Source organism: Cellvibrio fontiphilus, from assembly GCF_042646205.1.
In the GTDB taxonomy this organism is placed as follows: Bacteria; Pseudomonadota; Gammaproteobacteria; order Pseudomonadales; family Cellvibrionaceae; genus Cellvibrio; species Cellvibrio fontiphilus_A.
The window spans coordinates 910,702-932,129 of sequence record NZ_JBHRTF010000004.1 but is presented as its reverse complement, the minus strand read 5'-3'; the positions used below and the strand labels follow the sequence as shown (position 1 = coordinate 932,129).

Below are 21,428 nucleotides of genomic sequence, written 5' to 3'. Positions count from 1 at the left end.
GATCCCAGCGGATTATTCCGCATAAACCGGGAACTGCTTGCACAGTGCTGACACCTTGGCTTTTACGTCAGCGATAACCGCATCGGCATTGTCCGCTTCCAGCGCATCAAAAATATCGCAGATCCAGTTGGTCAATTGCACGCATTCAGCTTCTTTGAAACCGCGGGTAGTGATAGCAGGGGTGCCTACGCGAATACCGGAAGTCACAAAGGGTGAACGTGGGTCGTTAGGCACGGCATTTTTGTTGACGGTGATATGCGCTTTGCCCAAGGCTTCATCGGCGTCTTTACCGCTGTAAGATTTGCCGATCAGGTCAACCAACATCAAGTGGTTCTCAGTACCGCCAGACACAATTTTAATGCCGCGTGACAGGAAAGTTGCTGCCATGGCTTTAGCGTTAACTACCACTTGTTGTTGGTAGGCTTTGTATTCTGGTGTCATGGCTTCTTTAAAGCTTACTGCCTTGGCAGCAATAACGTGCATCAAAGGGCCGCCCTGACCGCCGGGGAATACCGCTGAATTGAGTTTTTTCTCAATCTCTTCGTTGGCCTTGGCCAGGATGATACCGCCGCGAGGGCCACGCAGGGTTTTGTGGGTGGTGGAGGTAGTTACGTCAGCGATTTGTACCGGGTTGGGGTAAACACCGGCAGCCACCAAACCAGCAACGTGGGCCATATCCACAAACAGGTAGGCACCTACTTTGTCGGCGATATCGCGGAAGCGCTGCCAATCCAACACTTGTGAATAAGCAGAGAAACCGGCAACGATCATTTTTGGCTTGTGCTCCAACGCCAAACGCTCTACTTCATCGTAATCAACCAAACCGGTTTCGGGGTTCAAACCGTACTGTACGGCGTTGTAAACCTTGCCAGAGAAGTTCACTTTAGCACCGTGGGTCAGGTGACCGCCGTGCGCCAGGCTCATACCCAGAACGGTATCGCCCGGTGCGCAAAGTGCGGCATAAACTGCAGAGTTGGCTTGGGAGCCAGAGTGAGGTTGCACGTTGGCATAGTCGGCGCCGAACAGCTCTTTTGCACGGGCGATTGCCAGGGCTTCGGTGGTATCAACATATTCACAACCGCCGTAGTAGCGCTTACCCGGGTAACCTTCGGCATACTTGTTGGTCAATTTGGTGCCTTGGGCTGCCATCACCATTGGGCTGGTGTAGTTTTCAGAGGCGATCAACTCGATGTGTTCTTCCTGGCGTTGACCTTCGCTCTGGATAGAAGCCCAAATTTCGGGATCGAAAGAAGCAATAGTTTGGTTTTTATCAAACATAGATAGTTCCTGAGTTAACCGCACGCCAAATGGCTAGGGTGTGAGTGGGAAGGTAAAAAAGGGAGGCGCGCATTGTACACCAAGCCCCTAAATAGCTTCTACGCAAAAAACTCATGCCGCGCATGAAATGGCTTCATGTAATTTTTGCACCAGTTCACCCCAAAGCTGCAGAAACGCCCCGAAAAAGCCCCTCCAAAGTAAGATTGGCCTGCCAATTCCATTGCCAAGCTGCTGATAAAGAGCAGCAAAAACTCAATAAATGACGCCAAGCTGTCGCCAAAAAACACAAAAATCGGCCTAAGCCCGCAGTTCTATGAATTTTTAACAAGAATCGAAAAAATAGGCCTCGCTTTTGCAGCACAGCAGGAAGCAATTCGTTTTCCCTGAAGTTCAGGGGATAGTTCATTAAGGACAGCAAAGCATGACTGGTTGTTATCCCCCTCGCATTTACCGGCAGTTGCCTGCCCGGTTGCAGCAGCTTGTGGCCCTTCTGTTCCTGCTTACCAGCTGCAGCAGCTGGGCAGCACAAGCCACTAGTTCACCAGCTCCCCGCAGCTACTTGATAGGAAGCGGCGATGAAGTTCGCATTAATGTATTTGGCCAACAAGAGTTAACCACCGAAGCCCAGGTTAGCCCCCAAGGCACAGTCCAGATACCGCTGCTAGGCAGTGTGATGATCGCCGGTAAAAACAGCGCTGAAGCCGCCCAAATGATTGCCGGGCGCTATGAAGCCGGCAACTTTCTCAAAAACGCGCAAGTCAACCTTCTGGTTACCAGGTATCGCAGCCAGGTGGTTGCCATCCTTGGCCGGGTAAACAACCCGGGGAAACTGGTACTGGAAGGCCCAACCAGCCTCACCCAGGCGCTGGCCGCTGCCGGCGGCATTGCACCCACCGGCAGCGAGCGATTAATCCTTACCCGCACGTTGGCCAATGGTCGCATGGAGCGAACCGAATACGATTTGCAGCAAATGCTGAACCATGCGGCTGAACAGCAGGCAACTGTTTGGCTGCGTGACGGCGACACCATTTATGTGCCCAACGCCGGGCGCTTCTACATTAACGGCGAGGTTCACTCGCCCGGCATGTTCCCGCTGGATCGCCCCTTAACTATTCGTCAGGCACTCAGTGCCGGTGGCGGCCCCACTGCGCGCGCCAGCGACAGCAAAGTCAAGGTCTTTCGTCAGGCCGCAGAGGGTTCGGTCAAAGAGCTGATCGCAAAACCTGATGATCCGGTGATGGACGGCGATGTTCTGGTAGTGCGGGAGAGCCTTTTTTAAGGTGGCCGGCAAGTGACAAGGCCCACCAATCAAAACCAGGAGCTGGGCAACAGGAGCTAAGCGATGAACCTCAACACCCTGATCAGTATTTTATTCGCGCGCCGCTGGGCCATTCTGGCCAGTGTTGCGCTGGCTCTTGTCGCGGGCATCAGCCTGATTTTGCTCACCCCCAAGTCCTATACCGCAGCGATTGACCTGCTGGTCGACAGCCGCGGCTTTGATCCGATTAGTGGCCAATTGCAGCCCGCCCGGATGACTGGCGCTTATCTGGCGACCCAGAGCGACATCATTCGCAGCCGCAATGTCGCAGGCAAGGTGATTGACCAACTGAACCTGGGCGAATCACCGGCCATGATCAAAGCCGCAAAACTTACAGGTCAGGCAGATGCAGACCGGCGCCGTATGCTGGGCTTTCTCGCGCAGGGGTTGATGGTAGTGCCAAGGCGCGAGAGCAGCGTGTTGAACATTGCCTTTAAAGCGCAGGATCCAGCCCTGGCAGCGCAAATCGCCGACGCCTTCGCCGAGGCCTATGTGTACACCAACCTTGAGTTGCGTATCGAACCCGCCAAACAGACCAGCCAGTGGTACAACCAACAACTCCTTGGACTCAGGCAAGAGCTGATTGAAAAACAAGACGCACTCTCCAGCTATCAGGAGGAGCACGGTATTTTGGCCTCCTCGGATCGCCTTGACCTTGAGGCCAACAAGCTGGCCGAACTTTCATCCATGCTGATGGCAGTGCAGAACGAGCGCCTCAATTCCCAGAGCCGCAGCGATTTGATCGCCAACAGCAAAAAAGGCCAGTTGGAAATCCGCGCCCTGGATAATCCACAGGTGCAAAAACTGACCACCGACCTGGCGCAGGCCCAGGTGCGATTAAATGAGTTGGCCACGCAAGTGGGGGAAAACCACCCTCAATACCGGCAGGCAAAAAGCGAAGTGGTGGCGCTACAGCAGCAGATGGACCGCATGCTCCAACTAATTAGCGGCAGCCTGCAATCCTCGGTGGAGCTGTCCGAGACACGCGCCGAGCAGTTAAAAGCCGAGTTGAATCAGCAAAAGGAACTGGTGCTACAACTGAGCCGCACACGCAATCAACTGAGCCTGCTGCAACAGGAGGCAGACAATGCCCAAGCGGCCTATGACGCCGCCCTCGCCCGTTCCATACAAACCCGCCTGGAGAGCCAAATTGCCGCTACCGATGTGGCGGTGCTCAACAGCGCCCTGGTGCCCACCAAACCCACCTCACCCAAACCCACGCTGATTTTACTGCTGGCTGGCATAGCCGGTGTGCTCTGCGGGATTGCCCTGGCGCTGGGCTGGGAATGGCTGGATCAGCGGGTTCGCACCGCATCGGACCTGGAACAGCTGCTGGGCCTGCCAGTACTGGCCCAGATCCCCAAATGATTGCTCATGGTTCCAAAGGAGGCAGCAGAATGAATGATCGCTTACAAATCCTGGAGCGCGAACCAGTGGCAAGTCAGGCGACACCGCTGACTGCGTCCACCAAAATAGGCCCCATGCTGGTAGCCATGGGCAAACTCAGCCCCAAAGACCTCAACAGCGTACTCGCAACCCAAAAACAGCAGGGCTTACGTTTTGGCGATGCCGCCGTAAAACTGGGCTTGGTCAGCGCAGAGGATGTAAATGCCATACTCGCCAAACAATTTGCCTACACCCAAGCGCCGCCAGCATCGAGCAAGCTGGACCCGCGACTAACTGCACTCTTCCAGCCGGACAGCAGTCAGGCGGAGGCCATCCGCAGCCTGCGCAGCGAGCTTATGCTGCGCTATTTCAACCCGCCTTCTGGTGCGCAACCGGAACTGCCGCCGCGCCGCGCATTGGCGGTTGTCAGCGCTGAAAACCCGGCTGCCGTTGCACTGGTTACCGCTAACCTGGCGATCAGTTTTGCCCAGTTGGGGCTAAGAACCCTGTTAATTGACACCAACCTGCGCGCGCCGCAGCTGCACCCTCTTTTTGACTTGCCCGAACACGCGCCGGGTTTTTCCGACTGGATTGCCGAGCGCACCCCGGTCGCGCCCACCGCTATTGAACAGGTGCAGTCTTTATGGGTGATGCCTGCCGGCACCCGCGCGCCCAACCCCCAGGAGTTATTGACCAACAAACTCTTCAACCAGCGAGTCACCGCGCTGAGCCAAAGGTTTGATATAGCGCTGTTCAATACTACGCCAATGGATAACACCCGCGACGCCCAGTTAGTCGCCGCGCAAACCGGCGCTGCACTTCTGGTGGCGCAGCAAAACCTCACCAGTAGCAAAGCCCTGATGGCAGTTAGCCAGCGCCTGCGCGAGCTGGGCGTTCGCCTACTGGGCAGTGCGCTGGTCAGTTGACCCCCACCCGACCATGCGCGAACTCAGGATGAACCACCCACCAACCCGGCATGCAAACCTGCCGCTTGCCACCCCGCTGGGGCTCACCGGGGAGCGCTGGTTGAGCGACCAACGGTTGGTGACATTTATTGTTGTGGCAAGCGTTGGCTACCAGTTGGGGCTGTGCCTGCTCAACACCATGGTGATGCCGGTTTCCCGCGCCCTTGTGGGCCTGACCGAAGCGATCATTCTCGCCGCTTGTATTCCACTGCTGTTGCGCCGTTTGTTGCCCGGGGTACTGGTGCTCGCCTGCCTGTGTGCCGCCATGCTGTGCCTTCTCGCCATTGCTAACGAGCAGGTGAATGTCAAAGCCTTTCGCGATATTGCTATCCCGCTCTGCTACTTCTGGCTCGGCTGCAATCTGGGCCGGCTGGATTTGGCAGATCGCGCGTTAAAAGCCGCCATTTATCTGGTGCTGACAGTGGGTTTTTGTGAACTCTTCCTGCTGGATAGCTACACACGCTGGTTCGATATCTTTGGCTATTACGTAAACATAGGCACACTCAACGAGCAGGCGGGTTTTGTGCGGGATGACCGTTTATTAGCCAACGGGATGCGCCCTGAAGGCATAGGCCGGACACTGCTGCCGGGGTTGCTCGGGCCACACAGGGTTTCGTCGGTGTTTCTTGAACCTGTGTCGCTGGGTAATTTTGCGAGTCTCTGCGCAGCCTGGGGGCTTGCGCGCAGCAGCTGGCGCGAGGGTGCATTTTTTGTACTCGCCGCAGTGGTAATGATGGTGCTCTGCGATTCGCGTTTTGCCTTGATGACCGTGACCGGCTTTGTACTGCTGCGTCTGCTGGTTCGCGGTTCACTGCTTTATCTTTGTGTGTTTACGCCTTTTATTGCAGTCATTTTGCTGCTGGTGATTGGTTATTACACCCCCAATGAAACCGGCGGCATGATCAGCGATGACTTACACGGCCGCCTGGCTTACAGCGGTTGGTCCCTGCTCAACTTCGACGCTCTCAAACTCTTTGGTATCGGCCACACCAAGGTCTATTACGACGAAGGTTATGCCCATGTGATGGCCACCTTTGGGCTGCCGATGGTGCTGATTTTTTGGGGCAGCTTCTGGCTTTTATCCTTTCACTCGGCGGTGGGCGAACGCTTCCGGGCCATGGTATCGCTCTATATCGCCCTGATTCTTTGTATCAGCGGGTTTTCATTTTTTGCATTAAAAAGCGCCGGCGTACTTTGGTTCCTGGTGGGATGCAGCTTGCAACAGCCCGCACCGGTTCCGGGCCAAATACACCCGACTGGAGGCACAGATGCACACTAGCCACAACCCTGAGCCAACTAAACCGATTGAAGCGGCCCCGATCAAAGTCACCCACATTGTGCGCCAATACCTACCCTCCATTGGCGGTATGGAGGAGGTAGTTCGCAATATCGCCCGCCACCAATTGCGCCATGGGCAAAAGGCAACCAGGATTATTACGCTCAATCGCCTCTTTCGTAACTCCCGCCAGGCCTTGCCCGAGCGTGAAGCTATTGAAGGGATTGAGGTGATTCGCCTGCCGTATAAAGGCTCCAGCCGCTATCCGCTCTGCCCCGCTGTTTTTAAATACCTTAAAGACGCCGATGTCATTCACGTACACGGTGTGGATTTCTTTTACGATTTTCTCGCGGCCACCAAATGGCTGCACCGCCGCCCGCTGGTGTTATCCACCCACGGTGGTTTCTTTCATACCCATTTTGCTTCAGGCGCCAAACAAGCCTATTTCCACAGCATCACCCGGCTGTCATCCAATGCCTATGACCGGGTGATTGCCACCAGTGCTAACGATGGCGATTTATTTCGCAAAATCATGGATGGACAAAAGCTGGAGGTGATTGAGAACGGCGTAGATGTGGATAAATACGCCGGCTGCGCGGCAGACCAGCTCACCCCAACCCTGATGTATTTCGGGCGCTGGTCAGCCAATAAAGGATTGCTGGAAACACTTGCGTTGTTTGCGCAGTTGCAGCACCAGCACCCCGAGTGGCGCTTGATTATTGCCGGGCGCGAATACGATCACAGCCTGGCAGAACTGACCAATGCAGCGCGGGAGCTGGGTATAAGTGAGGCAGTGACGCTGGCCGCCAACCCCAGCGACGAGGAGATAAAAGCGCTGCTCAAACGCGCGAGCTATTTCATTTGCCTGTCTGGCCACGAGGGTTTTGGCATAGCCCCCATAGAGGCGATGAGTGCAGGCCTGACCCCCATCCTTAGCGCCATCCCCCCCTTTAGGCGCCTCTATGACCAATCCGGCTTGGGGATCTGTGTTGAACCGGCGCAGCAACTGCCGCAAGCCATTGCCAAATTATTGCAGCTGCATGCACAGGGGGAGATAGGCTACCAAGCCAGGGTCAAGGCGGCACAGCGTTTTGCGGCCCAGTACGCCTGGCCCAAAGTAGCCGACCGCTATCTGGCGCTTTACCATCAACTGGGGGGTAAAGCATGAGCAAGTCACTCGCTCAAGCGCTAGCGCAGCTTATCCTGAGCCTGACCTTGGCACTGGTAATCGCCCCCTATGGCATGGCCGGGTGCCTGGATCAGGCGCGCCTGACCGGTGTGAATCTGGCCGGTGCTGAATTCAACACCAAGGCACTGCCCGGTGTGGTTTATAAGGATTACACCTACCCCAGCGCAGCGGAGCTCAATTACATCGCCGCCCAGGGCGCCAATATGATTCGCCTGCCATTCCGCTGGGAGCGGCTGCAACAGAGCCTTTATGCCCCGCTGGATACAGCCGAACTCGGACGCCTGCGCACCACCATCAACAATGCCCACAGCGCCGGCCTTTGTGTGTTGCTGGATGTCCACAACTACGCCAAGTACTACCAGTACAAACTGGGCGATGCCTTACCGGAACCAGCACCCGCCAATAAAACCCTCACCGATATGTTTATCGCCTTTTGGCTGGCACTAGCCAGTGAATTTCCCGACCCGGATAAAGTTGCTTTTGGGCTGATGAACGAACCGGCCAATGTTCCGCTGGCCTACTGGGCGACTGTTGCCAAACAAACCCTCGCAGCACTGCGCGACGCTGGCGCAAGCAATGTGGTGTTGGTGAGTGGCGGGCGCTGGAGCGGTGTACACGACTGGTTTTCGGGTTCACTGGTTAGCAATTCAACAGAATTTGACGACCTGCAAGACCCGCTTAAACGCACCATTATTGAAGTGCACCAATACACCGATAAGGACTATTCCGGCACCCACACCAGCACCACGGGCACAGGTTGCCGCCCCGCAGACGACTTCAATCCCAAATTTGAACGCATTACCCAATGGGCGGAAGCAAATCAACAGAGCCTTTTTCTGGGCGAATTTGGTGTGCCGCGCAGCAGCGAATGCCTGCTTACCCTCACCCGCTTTTTGGAATTAATGGACAACCCGACCTGGCGCGGCTGGAGCTATTGGGCCGCCGGCAGTTGGTGGGGTAACTACCCGCTCGCGCTCAGCGGAGCCAATCAACCTGCGGCGCCCCAGTGGGAACCGCTCAAACAATTTTTTTATCGCGCGGCAGAAGCGCCCAGCCCACCCAATCCGCCCATTCCCTTAGCGCCCAATCCCTAGGAGTTTCTAGCCACTGGCAGTTATTCGTCCCTAGGCAGTTATTAAGGAGATTACCGTGAACGCACCAGCATCAATCGCCGATACCAGCGCGCCCCCTGTAGCCACACCAAGACCACAAGCCTATTTGCTTTTGTCGGCCCACGATTTTCGCTCGCCGCGCAAAGCAGGTATTCATTTTGTGGCCAGTGAACTTGCCAAAATGGGCCCGACCCGTTTTTTTTCATTGCGCTACAGCTTTTTGTCGCGCTACAAACAAGACCCGCGCCTGTCACTGGATGATCAAGCCAATCAAGTGGTTCACTACCAGGGCGTGGATTGCTACCTGTGGAAAACACCGATACACCCGATTCGCATCCGCCCCTTTGAATCGCTAATGTATTACCTCTACGGCCTGGGTTTTAACACAGTGTTGCGCCGCTGGATTAGCACATCCGACATCATCATTTTGGAAAGCGGCATAGCGCCGATTTTTTTTGATCTGATTAAAAAATTAAATCCGCAGGCAAAAATTCTTTATCGCGCCTCAGATGCACTGGACACCATCGATGCCGCCCAATACATCCGCAACACCTTTGCACGGGTCGCCAAAGACATAGACACCATAGTGCTGCCCTCCAAAGCACTGGCGGAAACTATTCCCTCCACCCACAACCTGGCCTTTGTGCCCCAGGGTATAGATCACGCGGTGGGAGCCAAGGCCAACCCCTCGCCTTACGGCAGTGGCATACATGCTGTCTCGGTAGGTTCAATGCTGTTTGATCCGAGTTTTTTTGTGCTCGCGAGCAAACGTTTTCCCGAAATTCATTTTCACATTATCGGATCATGCCAGGCGCGCCACCCGGATTACGGGCCGAATGTGAGTGTTTATGGCGAGATGCCTTTTGATAAAACCCTGCCCTACATCAAACACGCCACGTTGGGCATAGCGCCCTACTCCAGCGTTAATTTGCCAGCCTATTTGCGCGATACCTCACTCAAACTTACGCAATATGAATTTTTTGGTGTGCCAGCTATTTGCCCGCACTTTATTGCTGCGGATTACCCCACCCGCTTTGGTTATGACATTGGCAATGAAGATTCGATTGCCGAGGCGATCAATCGCGCGTTAAACCCGACACAACCACCCGTCAAACGCAGCGTACTCGATTGGGCGCAAGTCACGGCGCGCATGTTGGCGCCCAAACAATTTAGCGATACCGAGGTGTTTGCCTGATGAATAGCAAATCACCACAGCTTACCGGTGCAACACACATCGCGGAGCCGGAAATAATTGCTCTGGGTGGCTTTCCTATTTTGCGCACCACAAGCGCCCAACTCATTCCACTGTTGCAACAAAAAATGCATCAGCAACAAACAACGCTGTTGTTTGCCAACACCAATTTTATTGTGCAGTGCCAGGCAGAAAAAACGGCGCTCGCAAGTGCAGAAACACTGATTGTCAATGATGGTATAGGTCTGGATATCGCCTGCTGGTTAGTGCATCGCCAGCGCTTTATCGAGAACCTCAACGGTACCGATTTCACACCACTGTTTTTGCAACACTTGGGCACTGATGCAAAAGTATTTTTACTGGGCGCCAAACCGGGCATTGCGCAGCGCGCCGCACAGACCTTAATAAATCAGTACCAGATTCCCGTAGTAGGCCTGCGCAATGGCTACGATGAAGCCAGCAATAGCGATGCGTTAATCGCCGCTATCAACGCGAGCGATGCCAATGTAATTTTGGTCGCCATGGGCAACCCTTATCAGGAGCAGTGGATTTTAAAACATCGCCAACGTTTAAACGCGCGGGTATTGATGGGCGTTGGTGCGCTGCTGGATTTTCTCGCCGGTGATAAAAAACGTGCGCCCGCTTTTGTTCAACGTGTGCGCCTGGAATGGTTGTACCGACTCTGCCTTGAACCCTCGCGACTACTGCGCCGCTACACGCTGGACATAGGGCAATTTCTGTTGCTCTGCCTGCGCAGCGACAATCGTTTGGATCAGTGGCGTCAACCTGAGGGTAAGCTATGAAAGTGTTTGCCGCACCTGCGTTTAGCAATGAAAAAGTAAATCCCTACAACGCACTGCTGTATCGCGAACTGCAACAGCTGGGTGTTACTCTTGAAGAATACCGCCACAGCAAGGCGCTGCGTCACGCCGCTGATGTAGCCCATTTTCATTGGCCGGACGGCGATATTAATCGACCCAGCCTGCTCAAAAGCCTGCAGCGAATGTTACTGCTGGCGCTAGCTGTTAGCGTGATAAAAATGCGCGGCACCAAAGTAGTATGGACAGTGCACAACACCGCCCCACACGATGCGCGACGGCCGCGCCTGTCGCAAATATTTATGCAATGGTTTGCACGGCGCTGTGACGGTTTTATTTTTATGAGCGAAGCCAATCGCTCCGCGTTTTATTCACGTTATCAGCCCTCGCGAAGCGCCAGCTCCGCCATTATTCCCCACGGTCACTATCGCAATGCCTATCCCCCGGCGGTAGATGCGGCGCAGGCAAAAAAAACACTGGGTTTGAATCCACAAAAAAAAGTGTTGTTGTTTGTGGGCATGATCAAACCCTACAAAAACATTGATGGTTTAATGCAAGCCTTTGACGAAGCCAAACTGGAAAATTATCAACTGGTGATTGCTGGCACCGCCGACTCGGCACCGGCGGATTTACAAGCTCGCCTGCAAGCGGTAAACAAACCCAACACCCATGTGTTCCTGCGCTTTATTCCCGATGAAGAATTGGCGTTACTCATGAGCGCAGCAGATGTTGTCATTCTGCCCTACAAAGCCATTCTCAATTCCGGCGCGTTGCTGCTGGCGCTTTCCTATAACCGACCAATTATTGCCCCACATAGGGGTGCGGTTGCCGAATTACAAAAAATTCTGGGGGAGGAGTGGATTCAAACTTACGATAGCGAATTATCGCCACCAGTACTTGCACTCGGTTTAACTGCACTGGAGCAATCCACACGCCCACCCGTTTGCCCACTGGATATTTTTGATTGGGATAAACTCGCCGCAAAAACCCTGGAATTTTATTGCCAACTGCATGATTTACCTAATACTGCGGCCAGCTCGCGCATCACTGGCGCCAGTAAATTATGAAAAACCTTGCCCGCCATATTTATCGCCAGCTGCGCGCCCAATTACTGCAGCGCATGATTCCCCGGAGCCAGGCAGTACTGCCGGCATCGCGTGAGGATTTACATATTGAAGTGATTGGTTTTTTTCACAGTATTTCCGGTATTGGTGAATCGGCGCGTTTATGTGCACAACAATTAGCGGAGGATGGATATAAAGTCACCTGCACTAGCGTGGAAAAATATTTTCGCAAACCGCAGGAAATGCCGTGGAATTTAGTGCATTCCAATAATAACAATGCACCACCTGCGCACTTTAACTGCCGCATTTTTCATTTAAACCCGCCGATGCTGCCACCAGTAATACTGCAGATGGGGCTGGAGAATTTTAAACAAACCTACAATATTGGCTATTGGGCCTGGGAGCTGGAAACCATTCCGGATGAATGGATCAACGCCCTGCGCTATATGAATGCGATTATTACTCCGTCTGCGTTCACCACTTGTGTTATCCAACGCTACACCAATGCCCCGGTATTAACTGCAACACACCCGGTAGCGCCGGGTGAAGCAGCCGCCGATATGCGCGAGCGTTTACAAATTCCGCCGGATAGTTTTTTAGTTTCATCTATTTTCAGCTTTGGAAGCGCCATGGAGCGCAAAAATCCCCAGGGTCTGGTTAGCGCTTTTACAGCAGCCCTGGCAGATAAACCCAATGCTTATCTGGTATTAAAAGCCAACGCCGGCAGCAACTCGCCAGAAAAACAGGCACTGCTCAAGATTATTGCCGGACAGAAAAATATTGTGCTGGTGGATCAATCCTGGAGCCGGGCCGAAGTATTGGGGTTAATCCAAACGTCCGATCTGTATGCATCACTGCACCGCTCCGAAGGTTTTGGTTTAACACTTGCCGAAGCCATGTTGTTAGGTACACCGGTAATGGCAACCGCTTGGTCAGGCAATATGGATTTTTGCACCGACACAAACAGTTTTTTAATTCCCTTCAAACCAGTGAAGGTAGTATCCGGGCACCCCGAATTTCGCGAATTGCATAATGCAGTCTGGGCAGATGCCGATTTGGACTACGCCGCCAAAATGTTAGGCGATGCCTACAAACATCGCCCCCTACTTGCAAGTAAAAGCGCTTGCTGCGCGCGCGATATGCAAACCTGCATCAACAGCCATAAATATGAACATGCCCTGCAACAATTACTGGAAATACAACAATCGCGGTTATGAACCTGAAAAAGAATTTTGGTAAAAGCAGTGTATGGATGAGTACCGCCGCCAGCGGTAACAGCCTTATCAGCTTTATTATTTTTATCATCCTTTCACGGCTGCTCGCGCCTGATGAAATTGGTTTAGTCGCCTTTGCGCTTATTGTGGTGGAACTGGGCCGGGTAATCGTCAACGCGGGGTTTGCCCAAGCCATAGTGCGCCACCCCGAATGGGATGAGCGCTTTGCAGCAACCTGTTTTTATTTAAATTTATTGTTGGCTGCGCTATTAACCGCTGTAGTTTTTTGGGTTGTCGCCCCACTGACTGCGTTTTACTACGATCCGCGTGCCGAATTATTGGTGCAGGTGTTATCCATTATTTTTTTTCTGGAGGGCGCCAAAGCCGTACAGGAAGGAAAACTCAAACGTGAATTTAATTTCCGTGCTATTGCGTTGCGAACACTGGTAGCGAGTCTAGTCTCAGGTGTTGCCGGTGTTGCCTTGGCACTACTCGGTTATGGTGTATGGGCATTGGTATGGCAGCAACTGATTAATCAAATCCTCATTACCGTTATCACTTGGAAAAGTGCACACTGGTTGCCGCGATGGCAGTTTTCCACGGCGTATTTGCCTTCACTGATGGGGTTTTCAGCACCACTTACCCTGGCGCAACTTGCAAGTAATTTGGCAAACAAAATTTATGAGATGCTGATTGGTTTATTCATTGGCCCCGCCGCTTTGGGCTTTTATCGCGTAGGTGGGCGAGTGCTGTTTATCATGGAGGAAATTGTTATCAAACCTTTTGAGCAGTCACTACTGCCGGCATTATCCCGCTTGAGTGAACATGAAGCGCGCGCCCAAGCCACTTTGCGTGTTATGCGCATCAGTGCTTATTTTACTTTCCCCATTTTTTTTGGTGCAGCAGCCATAGGGCCAGAATTTATTACACTGGCATTTACGGAGAAGTGGGCACAAAGCGGCCAGGTGATGACTATGCTGGCGCTGGGCATTGCACCTATGGTGATTAGTGCACAGGTTAACGCCGCCATGACAGCAAGTGGCCACACTAATTATGTGATGGCGCTGTCAGCAATCCAATTTATACTGAATTGTATTTTGGGCTTGCTGCTTGTGCCTTACGGCATAATTGCTGCCGCTGCCGGTTATGCACTGCGCGCTTATCTCAGTATTATTTTTAACATGTTGTTTTTCAAAACGACATTTCACATAGGCATTAAAAAACAACTGGGCACTATAGCGCCCACCTTCACTGCCGCTCTGTTAATGTTTATTGGTGTACAGCTCTTAAAACTGGTGTTGCCCGCGGATATTTCACTGGGCATAAGACTGCTCTTATTGGCAGCAGCGGGGGGATTCATCTATGCGGTGATTATGTCGTGTATATTTCGCACAGAAACAAAACATTTTTTAGGTGAAAGCGCAGCAATCGCACCCGCAAAAGCCAAACCGGCAATTCACTATTTACAACGTTTATTACGCTTGGCATAAACCAAGCGCAATAAAAACCGCAAGGTTAACGCCACAAATACAATGGGAAGGCATCCATCAGCGGGCGATAATCAAAACATCAGGGTCACACCAAAACTTGCAAGTGCATAATCGTAATCGCGATAAACCAACGGGGACTCACGATCAACCCATTGGCTATCCAAACGCATACGCAAGTTATCGGAAACGCTATAAGTTATATTCAGTGGACTAAAGCTGAGAATATTTTCATCGCGCGCAGGTTCCGTTTCTCGCAGCAAGTAAGAAAGCTGACTGTAACTTGCCGACATGGACAACAACCATTTTGCCGAAGGCTCCCACCCCATCACTAACCTGCTGCTGCGAATCACAGCAGGTGAATCAGAGGTTTCACCAAGCGCTGGCTCACTTTGGCTAAAATCTACTGAGAGTTTGAGCTTTTCACTGATCGCCCAATCCATATTGATCTGCGCTTGGGTGCCAGTACCGGTATTTATTTGTCCATCGCGATCAAAATGCCCCAGGGTAAAACCTAATTGGGTTTTACGACTTAACGCCCAGGCACCTTCTAATTCAAGTTGGCGATAATCAAAATCCAACACGAGTGATTCGTGAGTGAATGGGGATTTGATGAATGGATATTTATAGTGGCGCTCACCCTCGCGCAACCGCACACTTAAAAAAGATTGAGTTGCCATTGTATAGGTGATAGCGGCAAAACCTTCGTCGTCGCCATAATCCAGAACTTCGCGCAGTGGATTAGAATGTGTTTGCGCGATTTTGCGTGCACCAAAGGTAAAACCTATGCGGCCTAAGCCGCCCAGTGTTAATTGGCCAGTGAGATTGTTGCGAGCCACTACATCCTTATCTGCAAATTCCAAACGGTCTACCGCGTAAGCATCACGTTGCCATGAAATTGCTGTTTTAACGCGCGAGTTCCAGTCGCTGCGCCAACTGGCATCGCCTTCATAAAAACTCACATCAAGATCTTCGCGCAGGCTATGGCGATAATCATTTCCGCTCACGCCCACAGAAAATTGTTGTTTACTCAATTTTTGATTTAGCCGCAGCGAGGCGGTTGACTGGGTATAGTGCTCGGAATCCACTGCTGCATTGCGGGCAAAATTGCTGTCCCAATTCTCCTTGGTGCCCAGGGTCAAGGAAAAACGGTCAACCGCTTGAGCAGGCAAACTACCCAGAGCGTAAAGGGTAAAAAGCCCCGTGATAAAACCGGTAAAACTGCGCTCACAATGCCAGGATTGCAAATTTATGCGCGCAGGTTTTCTGATTTTTTTAGCCAACATTTTTTTGGTCAAAAATGGCTGTTTGCGAACTATTAAAGAGAGCATGATTAATAAACGTTTTGCCCTACAAACCCTTTAAAAATTGTCTTCCACAATATTTTGATATCCAAAAAAATGGACCAGTTGCGAATGTATTCCAGGTCGTAGGCAATGCGCCCGGACATTTTATCCAGAGTTTCTGTTTCACCGCGAAAGCCATTCACTTGAGCCAAACCGGTAATGCCTGGCTTCACTTTGTGGCGCAACATGTAACCCTTAATTTGCCCACGATAAAATTCATTGTGCGCAACCGCATGGGGGCGCGGCCCTACCAGCGACATACTACCGGAGATAACATTAAACAATTGTGGCAACTCGTCCAGCGAGGTGCGCCGCAAAAAATTTCCGAAGGGTGTAATGCGTGGATCAGCGCGTTTTGCCTGTGCAACATCGTTGCCGTCTTCACACACTGTCATGGAGCGGAACTTCCATACTTTTATTTTCTCGCCACCCATGCCATAGCGGGTTTGTTTAAAAAATACCGGGCCAGGCGAGGTTACTTTTACACCTATCGCAATCAACAACATTGGCAATGCAAGTAATGCCAATATCCCTGCGCCTAATACCAAATCTTCCACTCGTTTTGTCCAACCGTTGTCTACCAATGGTGAATCATAAATACTTAATGCCGGTATTCCCTGTAAGCAGGTCAGGCGCGAGTGCAGCAAATCAAAATTAAATACATCGGGAATTACATAAGGTGAAATTGTGGTATCGGCAAGGCGATCTATTACCGCATGCATGCGCAATTCAGCACGCATTGGCAGCGCAACAAATACCATATCCAATTTGCCGGCATGGGCATCCTGATAGAGTTGTTCCAGGTCGCCTTTTACATCGATATGACTGCCAATCAAACGCCGGCTCACATCATTAGAGGGCGCTCTGTCATCATAAAACCCCATGACCTTGTAACCTAACCAAGGCATAGTTTTCATGGAATTAATCAAGCGCACGCCCAAATCGGTTGCCCCAACAATAGCAACACGACGCGGCTCAGTCGGATGCGCACGCAGCTTTGCCAGCAACAAGCGTCGCCCTAAGTGCATACTTACCATTAACACTGGCGTTGCCACTAACCAACTCGCAATCACCATTATGCCAACCGATTTAAACGAATAAATTGCCAGTGCTGCAATTGCAATAAAAATACTGGTTGCCACCCAGGCAAATAAAATACGGCCTGCCAAATCCAACATTCCATGGCCACGCCACAAATAATAAACTTCATTTCCCTCGGCAAAAAAACCAAAAACAATTACTGCGGTAATTGCAAAGGCAGTGTAAAGATTACTCCATTGCAACCCAAATAATTCCAGCCCTGCCCAAAGCACCGCTACTATCAGCGCACTATCGATTGCTCGAAATAAAGCAAGGATTTTTGAATGATGAAACCGCACAACAGGCGGTTCGCTAGAAAGGGGGACAGGGCTAACAAGTTCCCGGTTGACCGATAAGTTACTCATATTCCCTCCACGCAAGTTACTGCATTTGGCTTCAGCGATTATTACCAATGGCAATTGCAACGCATTAATCAGGCCAAAAAATACCGATGCCGTAAATTACGTGATGGAGTTTTATAAAAAATCGATTTTTGTCGTCAAATAAACTATTATTGACACCAAAATCAACAGGAAAATTGGTTTAAATATTTTCTTATTTTTAATTCGGGTAATTTTTGCCCTAACAAAATACACCTTTTTTCCAAAAGCACCTTACTGCTACAAAAGGCTCAAAAAGTTAATAATATTTTTTGAATATTCCAAACCTTTAGTAAGTGAAAGTTAAGTGAATATTTAAATGAACACTAAGTGAAATAAACATGCATTCATTGAAATACTTGCAGGGGTATTCAGCCGAAACTCTCGCCAAAGTCGAGAAGCTTATCGCAGAACAAACACTGGGCAATCTACTGTTAAAGCGCTATCCCAACATCCATGAAATACGCACTGACGGTGCACTTTATAAGTACACCCAGAAAATCAAAACCGATTTTATGGGAAAAACCCAGCCGCTCAACCGGGTGACTTATGACAGCAAGATTAAAGTTATCCAACATGCACTTGGCCAACATCATTACATCAGCCGCGCCCATGGCGGTAAGCTGAAAACAGTTAACGAAATTAGAATCGCCAGCCTGTTTCGCGCAGTTCCCGAAGCGTTTTTAAAAATGATTGTGGTGCACGAACTGGCCCACTTTAAAGAGAAGGAGCACAACAAAGCGTTTTACCAACTTTGTTGCCATATGGAGCCTCAATATCATCAATATGAGTTCGACTTGCGTTTGTATTTAACTCAAGTGGATTTATTTGGGGATATTTATCACGAATAGAAAACAGTGGTTTTGCACTGAGCTTCAGCAAAGCAGGAGCAGCCAGGGGTTGGCAATTTATGCAACCCCCAAGGCTAAAATTACAAACTTTTGATGTATTCCACCAACGCCCAGCGCTGCTCATCGTTCAGCTCGGTACCATATTCATGGCCGCTGTTGGAGTTGCCGGGCAAACGGGTATCAAAAAGGCTGGTATTGGGTGCCGCCGATGTAAGGTGACCGACTTTTTGTAAATCAAGCTCGATATTTCCGACATAAAAGGTTTGTGGGCGCTGCTTGGCGGGCAGCAACAAATCATAAATACTGGGAACCGAGCCATTGTGTAAATAAGGTGCAGAAGCCCAAATACCATTAATAGGGCGCGCCTTATAACTATCAATAGTTGATGGTGTAGCGGGAAGGTTAGTTTTGTATTCGCGCACTACGGCCTTAAAGGATTGCCAAGGCTGGTTCAACAAAGCTCCAAACGCGGCATGGGTTACCAAATCGAGCGAACTGGCTTGCGCGGTGAATTTTTTGCCCACCAACAACAGGCTGCGCTCACCTTCCAAAATTCCGGTTTGCACTTTACGCTGGCTAAAATTGTGCGCCATCAATGGGTCTGTACCCACTTCTGCCACGGGCGTTAAGACAACACGCAACTTGCGTTTTTTATCGGCCGGATTCACATAGGTATGACAATCCACACAATGCTGCTGATAAAGAGCTTTACCTGCCGCCACTTTTTTCTCATCCAATGCACCTGCAAATTGTTGCGGCCACTGCGGTGCGGTTAATTGATAAAACCCATTTTGCAGATCTGCCAGGTGATTAATACGAATAGATGAGCGGTAGCTGAGATCTTCTTTTTTTATGTCGATAGTGCCGTAAACCGCGAGTGCAGTAATCGCATTTTGGAACAATGGCCCAGGCTCTTTATTGGGTGCCGAACCATTCCACTGCACCAAATCCAAATGCGAGGCATCCCACATTACCGGGTAGCTGGTGGGCGCATTGGGTGAGTGAATATTGACAGGCATATTCAATGCTTCAACCGCAATCGCATTAAAAATTTGCCCAAAAGCATCCAGGCGCCCATGACCATAGGGCACATCAGTTTTATTATTGTGTAATCGCTGTTGTAATTGTTGCAGGCGCGTCTGCATCAACACCTGTAAGGATTGGGTTGCCAGTGAGGTCGTGGGCAAACTGTTGGATTGCAATTGACTGAGCCGCGCATAAAAACGCGAAAACTTTTCCGTATCTGCAAGTGTTGCCTCAAGCGCAGCGACCAATGCAATTTCAAATCCGGTGAAATCGATAAGTGCCTGACCACCATCAATCCGAATGCGCTGGCCATTAATGCTGACTTGCCCAGTGTGGCAAGCAGCGCAAGTCAGCCCCACATAATCGCCGTGTTGTTTATCTTTATCGCGCACTACTCCGACAGGCAAGCCATCGGGATTGTATTCATCGGGCTCGGCAATAATAAAACCCAAGGCAGACATATGGGCCGGGTCGCGAAACAGTTGCGCGGTTTGCGCCTGCTCCAGCGCAAGAAACCAATCGTAAGGAATTAAGCGCGAACCAAAAGAGGTAAATGACAGTTGCTGGCGGGTTTGATGATCCCAACCCTGATCCAAATAGTGCGTTTGCCCCGCATTGGATAAGGGCGCTGTCACTGCAGCCGGATTTACAGCAAGTACCGATGCCACACCCGCAAAACCGACCAGTGCCGGATACAACAGCCAGTTACGCATTCGCTGGCGGCGGTATTTGTGAGTGGATTTGAAGTGTTTACTGTGTTTGTCATTTTGCATGCTGCATCCTCAACATTTTTTTTGCTGCTCCAGAACCCGGAACAGAAGCACAAGTAAAAAAACGACTCCTTCCACTATAAACACTCCACTTATCTCCTTGTATTACACCAGCTAACAACTGCCTGGCTGAAAATTAACGTCGCCCTCCCAGCAGGGAACCCAGAATGCCACGCACAATTTGCCGCCCCAAGTTACTACCAATAGCACGGGCGGCACTTTTGGCAAATGCCTCTGCGGCTGATTCACGCTGCCCCACCCGGCGTTCTGCCTGCTGTTGGTTTTTTAATTGCTCTTTCATGGCGCGCTCTTGTTCAGCACGCTGCTGTATTTTTATTTTCTCCTGTTGTTGATTCAGGGCTTCCTGTTCAGCCAACTGCGCTTGCTGGTTGACGCGCTGCTTTAACACTTCATAAGCAGACTCGCGATCAATCGCCTGGGTATAGATTGTTTTGTACGGCGAACGCGCCATTACTTCAGGGCGCTCTTCCAGGGTTAAAGGGCCAATACGCGAAGCAGGCGGTGCAATCATCACGCGCTCAACCGGTGTGGGTGAGCCTTTGTCATCCAACACTGAAACCAGCGCCTCGCCAATTCCCAATTGGGTGATAACCGCTTCCGTAGAAAATGCCGGATTTGCGCGAAAAGTTTGCGCGGCAATTTTTACTGCCTGCTGGTCTTTAGGCGTAAACGCGCGCAGCGCATGCTGGATGCGGTTGCCCAACTGACCGAGTACCGTATCGGGAATATCGGCAGGACTTTGGGAGACAAAATAAATACCAACACCTTTGGAACGAATTAACCGAACCACCTGCTCAATTTTATCGACTAACAATTTGGGCGCATCGTTAAACAACAGGTGCGCCTCATCAAAAAAGAACACCAGCTTGGGTTTATCGGCATCGCCCTGCTCGGGTAAATTTTCAAATAGCTCTGCAATTAACCAGAGCAAAAATATGCCATAAAGTTTGGGTTGGTTTACCAGGGTAGTGGCGTCCAGAATATTAATAACACCAGTGCCTTCCAGTGTTACCTGCATCAAATGATTCAAATCCAGCGCTGGTTCGCCAAAAAAATTTCCCGCGCCTTCCTGCTCCAGCATCATTAAGCGGCGCTGGATTGCCGCGATACTGGCATCGCTTAAACCGCCGTATTCATCCTCCAAATTTTTGCGTTCCGCCTTCATCCAATTCAGCATAGCTTGCAGGTCTTTTAAATCCAGCAGCAACATGCCTTGGTCATCGGCAATTTTAAACGCGGCGTAAAGTACGGCGGTTTGGGTTTCATTTAAATCAAAAAAACTGGCCAGCAACAAAGGGCCAAAATCGGAAATAGTTGCGCGCACCGGGTGCCCTTGTTTGCCGTATAAATCCCAAAACACACAGGGAAATAACCGCTGCTGATAATCGCTGATATTCAGCAATTTCACCCGCTCATCTACTTTCGGGTGAGTTTTACCAGCTTTAGCCAAACCGGAGAGATCGCCTTTAATATCAGCCATAAATACCGGTACACCCGCTTTGGCAAAACCCTCCGCGAGCACTTGCAAGCTCACCGTTTTACCCGTGCCCGTTGCACCCGCAATTAAACCGTGACGGTTACCCATGGCCAAATTTAATTTCACTGATTGACTGCCATTACCGCCGATAAGAAATTGTTGAGTCATAGTTTTTCCT

The 21,428-nt window shown here is 51.0% G+C and carries 17 protein-coding genes; 12 read left to right on the top strand and 5 right to left on the bottom strand.

The features are described from left to right. Positions 1-12 precede the first annotated feature (12 nt). Positions 13-1,278, bottom strand: coding sequence for a serine hydroxymethyltransferase (gene glyA, locus ACFODX_RS12555; protein WP_378119598.1), 1,266 nt, complete (start codon positions 1,276-1,278; stop codon positions 13-15). 481 nt (positions 1,279-1,759) lie between these two features. Here glyA and ACFODX_RS12550 point away from each other — a divergent pair, with 481 nt between their 5' ends. The 11 genes from ACFODX_RS12550 (at position 1,760) to ACFODX_RS12500 (ending at position 14,302) form a co-directional block, all read left to right on the top strand. Next, complete coding sequence (locus tag ACFODX_RS12550) at positions 1,760-2,557, top strand: polysaccharide biosynthesis/export family protein (protein ID WP_378119596.1); 798 nt, start codon at positions 1,760-1,762, stop codon at positions 2,555-2,557. Between the two features lie 63 nt (positions 2,558-2,620). Further along, entirely contained in the window at positions 2,621-3,964 is a 1,344-nt protein-coding gene (locus ACFODX_RS12545; protein ID WP_378119594.1) for a Wzz/FepE/Etk N-terminal domain-containing protein, read from the top strand. A 29-nt stretch (positions 3,965-3,993) separates the two neighbouring features. Continuing rightward, complete coding sequence (locus ACFODX_RS12540) at positions 3,994-4,908, top strand: cellulose synthase operon protein YhjQ/BcsQ (RefSeq protein ID WP_378119592.1); 915 nt, start codon at positions 3,994-3,996, stop codon at positions 4,906-4,908. Positions 4,909-4,936: 28 nt separating this feature from the next. Further along, entirely contained in the window at positions 4,937-6,226 is a 1,290-nt protein-coding gene (locus ACFODX_RS12535) for a polysaccharide biosynthesis protein GumE (protein WP_378119590.1), read from the top strand. Beyond that, positions 6,216-7,391 carry a glycosyltransferase family 4 protein gene (locus ACFODX_RS12530; RefSeq protein WP_378119588.1) on the top strand — a complete coding sequence of 392 codons (1,176 nt, stop codon included), beginning with the start codon at positions 6,216-6,218 and terminating at the stop codon, positions 7,389-7,391. The genes ACFODX_RS12535 and ACFODX_RS12530 overlap by 11 nt, the downstream gene beginning before the upstream one ends. Then, positions 7,388-8,506 (top strand): glycoside hydrolase family 5 protein, encoded by a 1,119-nt coding sequence (locus ACFODX_RS12525; protein ID WP_378119586.1) that lies wholly within the window; start codon positions 7,388-7,390, stop codon positions 8,504-8,506. Before ACFODX_RS12530 ends, ACFODX_RS12525 begins: the two co-directional genes overlap by 4 nt. 55 nt (positions 8,507-8,561) lie before the next feature. Further along, a complete protein-coding gene (locus ACFODX_RS12520) occupies positions 8,562-9,719 on the top strand; it encodes a GumK N-terminal domain-containing glycosyltransferase (protein ID WP_378119584.1) in 1,158 nt (385 codons plus the stop codon). Further along, positions 9,719-10,519 (top strand): WecB/TagA/CpsF family glycosyltransferase, encoded by an 801-nt coding sequence (locus ACFODX_RS12515; protein ID WP_378119582.1) that lies wholly within the window; start codon positions 9,719-9,721, stop codon positions 10,517-10,519. Before ACFODX_RS12520 ends, ACFODX_RS12515 begins: the two co-directional genes overlap by 1 nt. Further along, on the top strand, positions 10,516-11,601 hold the full coding sequence (locus ACFODX_RS12510) for a glycosyltransferase family 4 protein (protein ID WP_378119580.1): 1,086 nt from the start codon (positions 10,516-10,518) through the stop codon (positions 11,599-11,601). The genes ACFODX_RS12515 and ACFODX_RS12510 overlap by 4 nt, the downstream gene beginning before the upstream one ends. Then, the gene (locus ACFODX_RS12505; protein WP_378119578.1) at positions 11,598-12,815 is read left to right on the top strand and encodes a glycosyltransferase family 4 protein; all 1,218 of its coding nucleotides are present in this window, start codon (positions 11,598-11,600) and stop codon (positions 12,813-12,815) included. The genes ACFODX_RS12510 and ACFODX_RS12505 overlap by 4 nt, the downstream gene beginning before the upstream one ends. Further along, a complete protein-coding gene (locus tag ACFODX_RS12500; RefSeq protein ID WP_378119576.1) occupies positions 12,812-14,302 on the top strand; it encodes a lipopolysaccharide biosynthesis protein in 1,491 nt (496 codons plus the stop codon). Before ACFODX_RS12505 ends, ACFODX_RS12500 begins: the two co-directional genes overlap by 4 nt. Positions 14,303-14,373: 71 nt before the next feature. Here the strand turns inward: ACFODX_RS12500 and ACFODX_RS12495 are convergent, their stop codons facing one another. Further along, positions 14,374-15,546, bottom strand: a complete 1,173-nt coding sequence (locus ACFODX_RS12495; RefSeq protein WP_378119574.1) for a hypothetical protein — start codon at positions 15,544-15,546, stop codon at positions 14,374-14,376. 86 nt (positions 15,547-15,632) lie between these two features. Beyond that, a complete protein-coding gene (locus ACFODX_RS12490) occupies positions 15,633-17,090 on the bottom strand; it encodes an undecaprenyl-phosphate glucose phosphotransferase (protein WP_378119572.1) in 1,458 nt (485 codons plus the stop codon). 356 nt (positions 17,091-17,446) lie between these two features. Between ACFODX_RS12490 and ACFODX_RS12485 the strand changes: the two genes are divergently transcribed. Beyond that, positions 17,447-17,956 carry a YgjP-like metallopeptidase domain-containing protein gene (locus ACFODX_RS12485; protein ID WP_378119570.1) on the top strand — a complete coding sequence of 170 codons (510 nt, stop codon included), beginning with the start codon at positions 17,447-17,449 and terminating at the stop codon, positions 17,954-17,956. 80 nt (positions 17,957-18,036) lie between these two features. Here the strand turns inward: ACFODX_RS12485 and ACFODX_RS12480 are convergent, their stop codons facing one another. Together ACFODX_RS12480 and ACFODX_RS12475 are read right to left on the bottom strand one after the other, a co-directional pair. Beyond that, complete coding sequence (locus tag ACFODX_RS12480; RefSeq protein ID WP_378119568.1) at positions 18,037-19,755, bottom strand: di-heme-cytochrome C peroxidase; 1,719 nt, start codon at positions 19,753-19,755, stop codon at positions 18,037-18,039. 133 nt (positions 19,756-19,888) lie between these two features. Continuing rightward, on the bottom strand, positions 19,889-21,418 hold the full coding sequence (locus tag ACFODX_RS12475; RefSeq protein ID WP_378119566.1) for a helicase HerA-like domain-containing protein: 1,530 nt from the start codon (positions 21,416-21,418) through the stop codon (positions 19,889-19,891). Positions 21,419-21,428: the final 10 nt, after the last annotated feature.

Excerpts from the sequence above, each read along its gene's own strand:
- glyA (WP_378119598.1), bottom strand. The coding sequence starts at position 1,278 with ATGTTTGATAAAAACCAAACTATTGCTTCTTTCGATCCCGAAATTTGG.
- ACFODX_RS12545 (WP_378119594.1), top strand. The coding sequence starts at position 2,621 with ATGAACCTCAACACCCTGATCAGTATTTTATTCGCGCGCCGCTGGGCC.
- ACFODX_RS12540 (WP_378119592.1), top strand. The coding sequence starts at position 3,994 with ATGAATGATCGCTTACAAATCCTGGAGCGCGAACCAGTGGCAAGTCAG.
- ACFODX_RS12535 (WP_378119590.1), top strand. The coding sequence starts at position 4,937 with ATGAACCACCCACCAACCCGGCATGCAAACCTGCCGCTTGCCACCCCG.
- ACFODX_RS12530 (WP_378119588.1), top strand. The coding sequence starts at position 6,216 with ATGCACACTAGCCACAACCCTGAGCCAACTAAACCGATTGAAGCGGCC.
- ACFODX_RS12525 (WP_378119586.1), top strand. The coding sequence starts at position 7,388 with ATGAGCAAGTCACTCGCTCAAGCGCTAGCGCAGCTTATCCTGAGCCTG.
- ACFODX_RS12515 (WP_378119582.1), top strand. The coding sequence starts at position 9,719 with ATGAATAGCAAATCACCACAGCTTACCGGTGCAACACACATCGCGGAG.
- ACFODX_RS12510 (WP_378119580.1), top strand. The coding sequence starts at position 10,516 with ATGAAAGTGTTTGCCGCACCTGCGTTTAGCAATGAAAAAGTAAATCCC.
- ACFODX_RS12505 (WP_378119578.1), top strand. The coding sequence starts at position 11,598 with ATGAAAAACCTTGCCCGCCATATTTATCGCCAGCTGCGCGCCCAATTA.
- ACFODX_RS12500 (WP_378119576.1), top strand. The coding sequence starts at position 12,812 with ATGAACCTGAAAAAGAATTTTGGTAAAAGCAGTGTATGGATGAGTACC.
- ACFODX_RS12490 (WP_378119572.1), bottom strand. The coding sequence starts at position 17,090 with ATGAGTAACTTATCGGTCAACCGGGAACTTGTTAGCCCTGTCCCCCTT.
- ACFODX_RS12485 (WP_378119570.1), top strand. The coding sequence starts at position 17,447 with ATGCATTCATTGAAATACTTGCAGGGGTATTCAGCCGAAACTCTCGCC.
- ACFODX_RS12480 (WP_378119568.1), bottom strand. The coding sequence starts at position 19,755 with ATGCAAAATGACAAACACAGTAAACACTTCAAATCCACTCACAAATAC.
- ACFODX_RS12475 (WP_378119566.1), bottom strand. The coding sequence starts at position 21,418 with ATGACTCAACAATTTCTTATCGGCGGTAATGGCAGTCAATCAGTGAAA.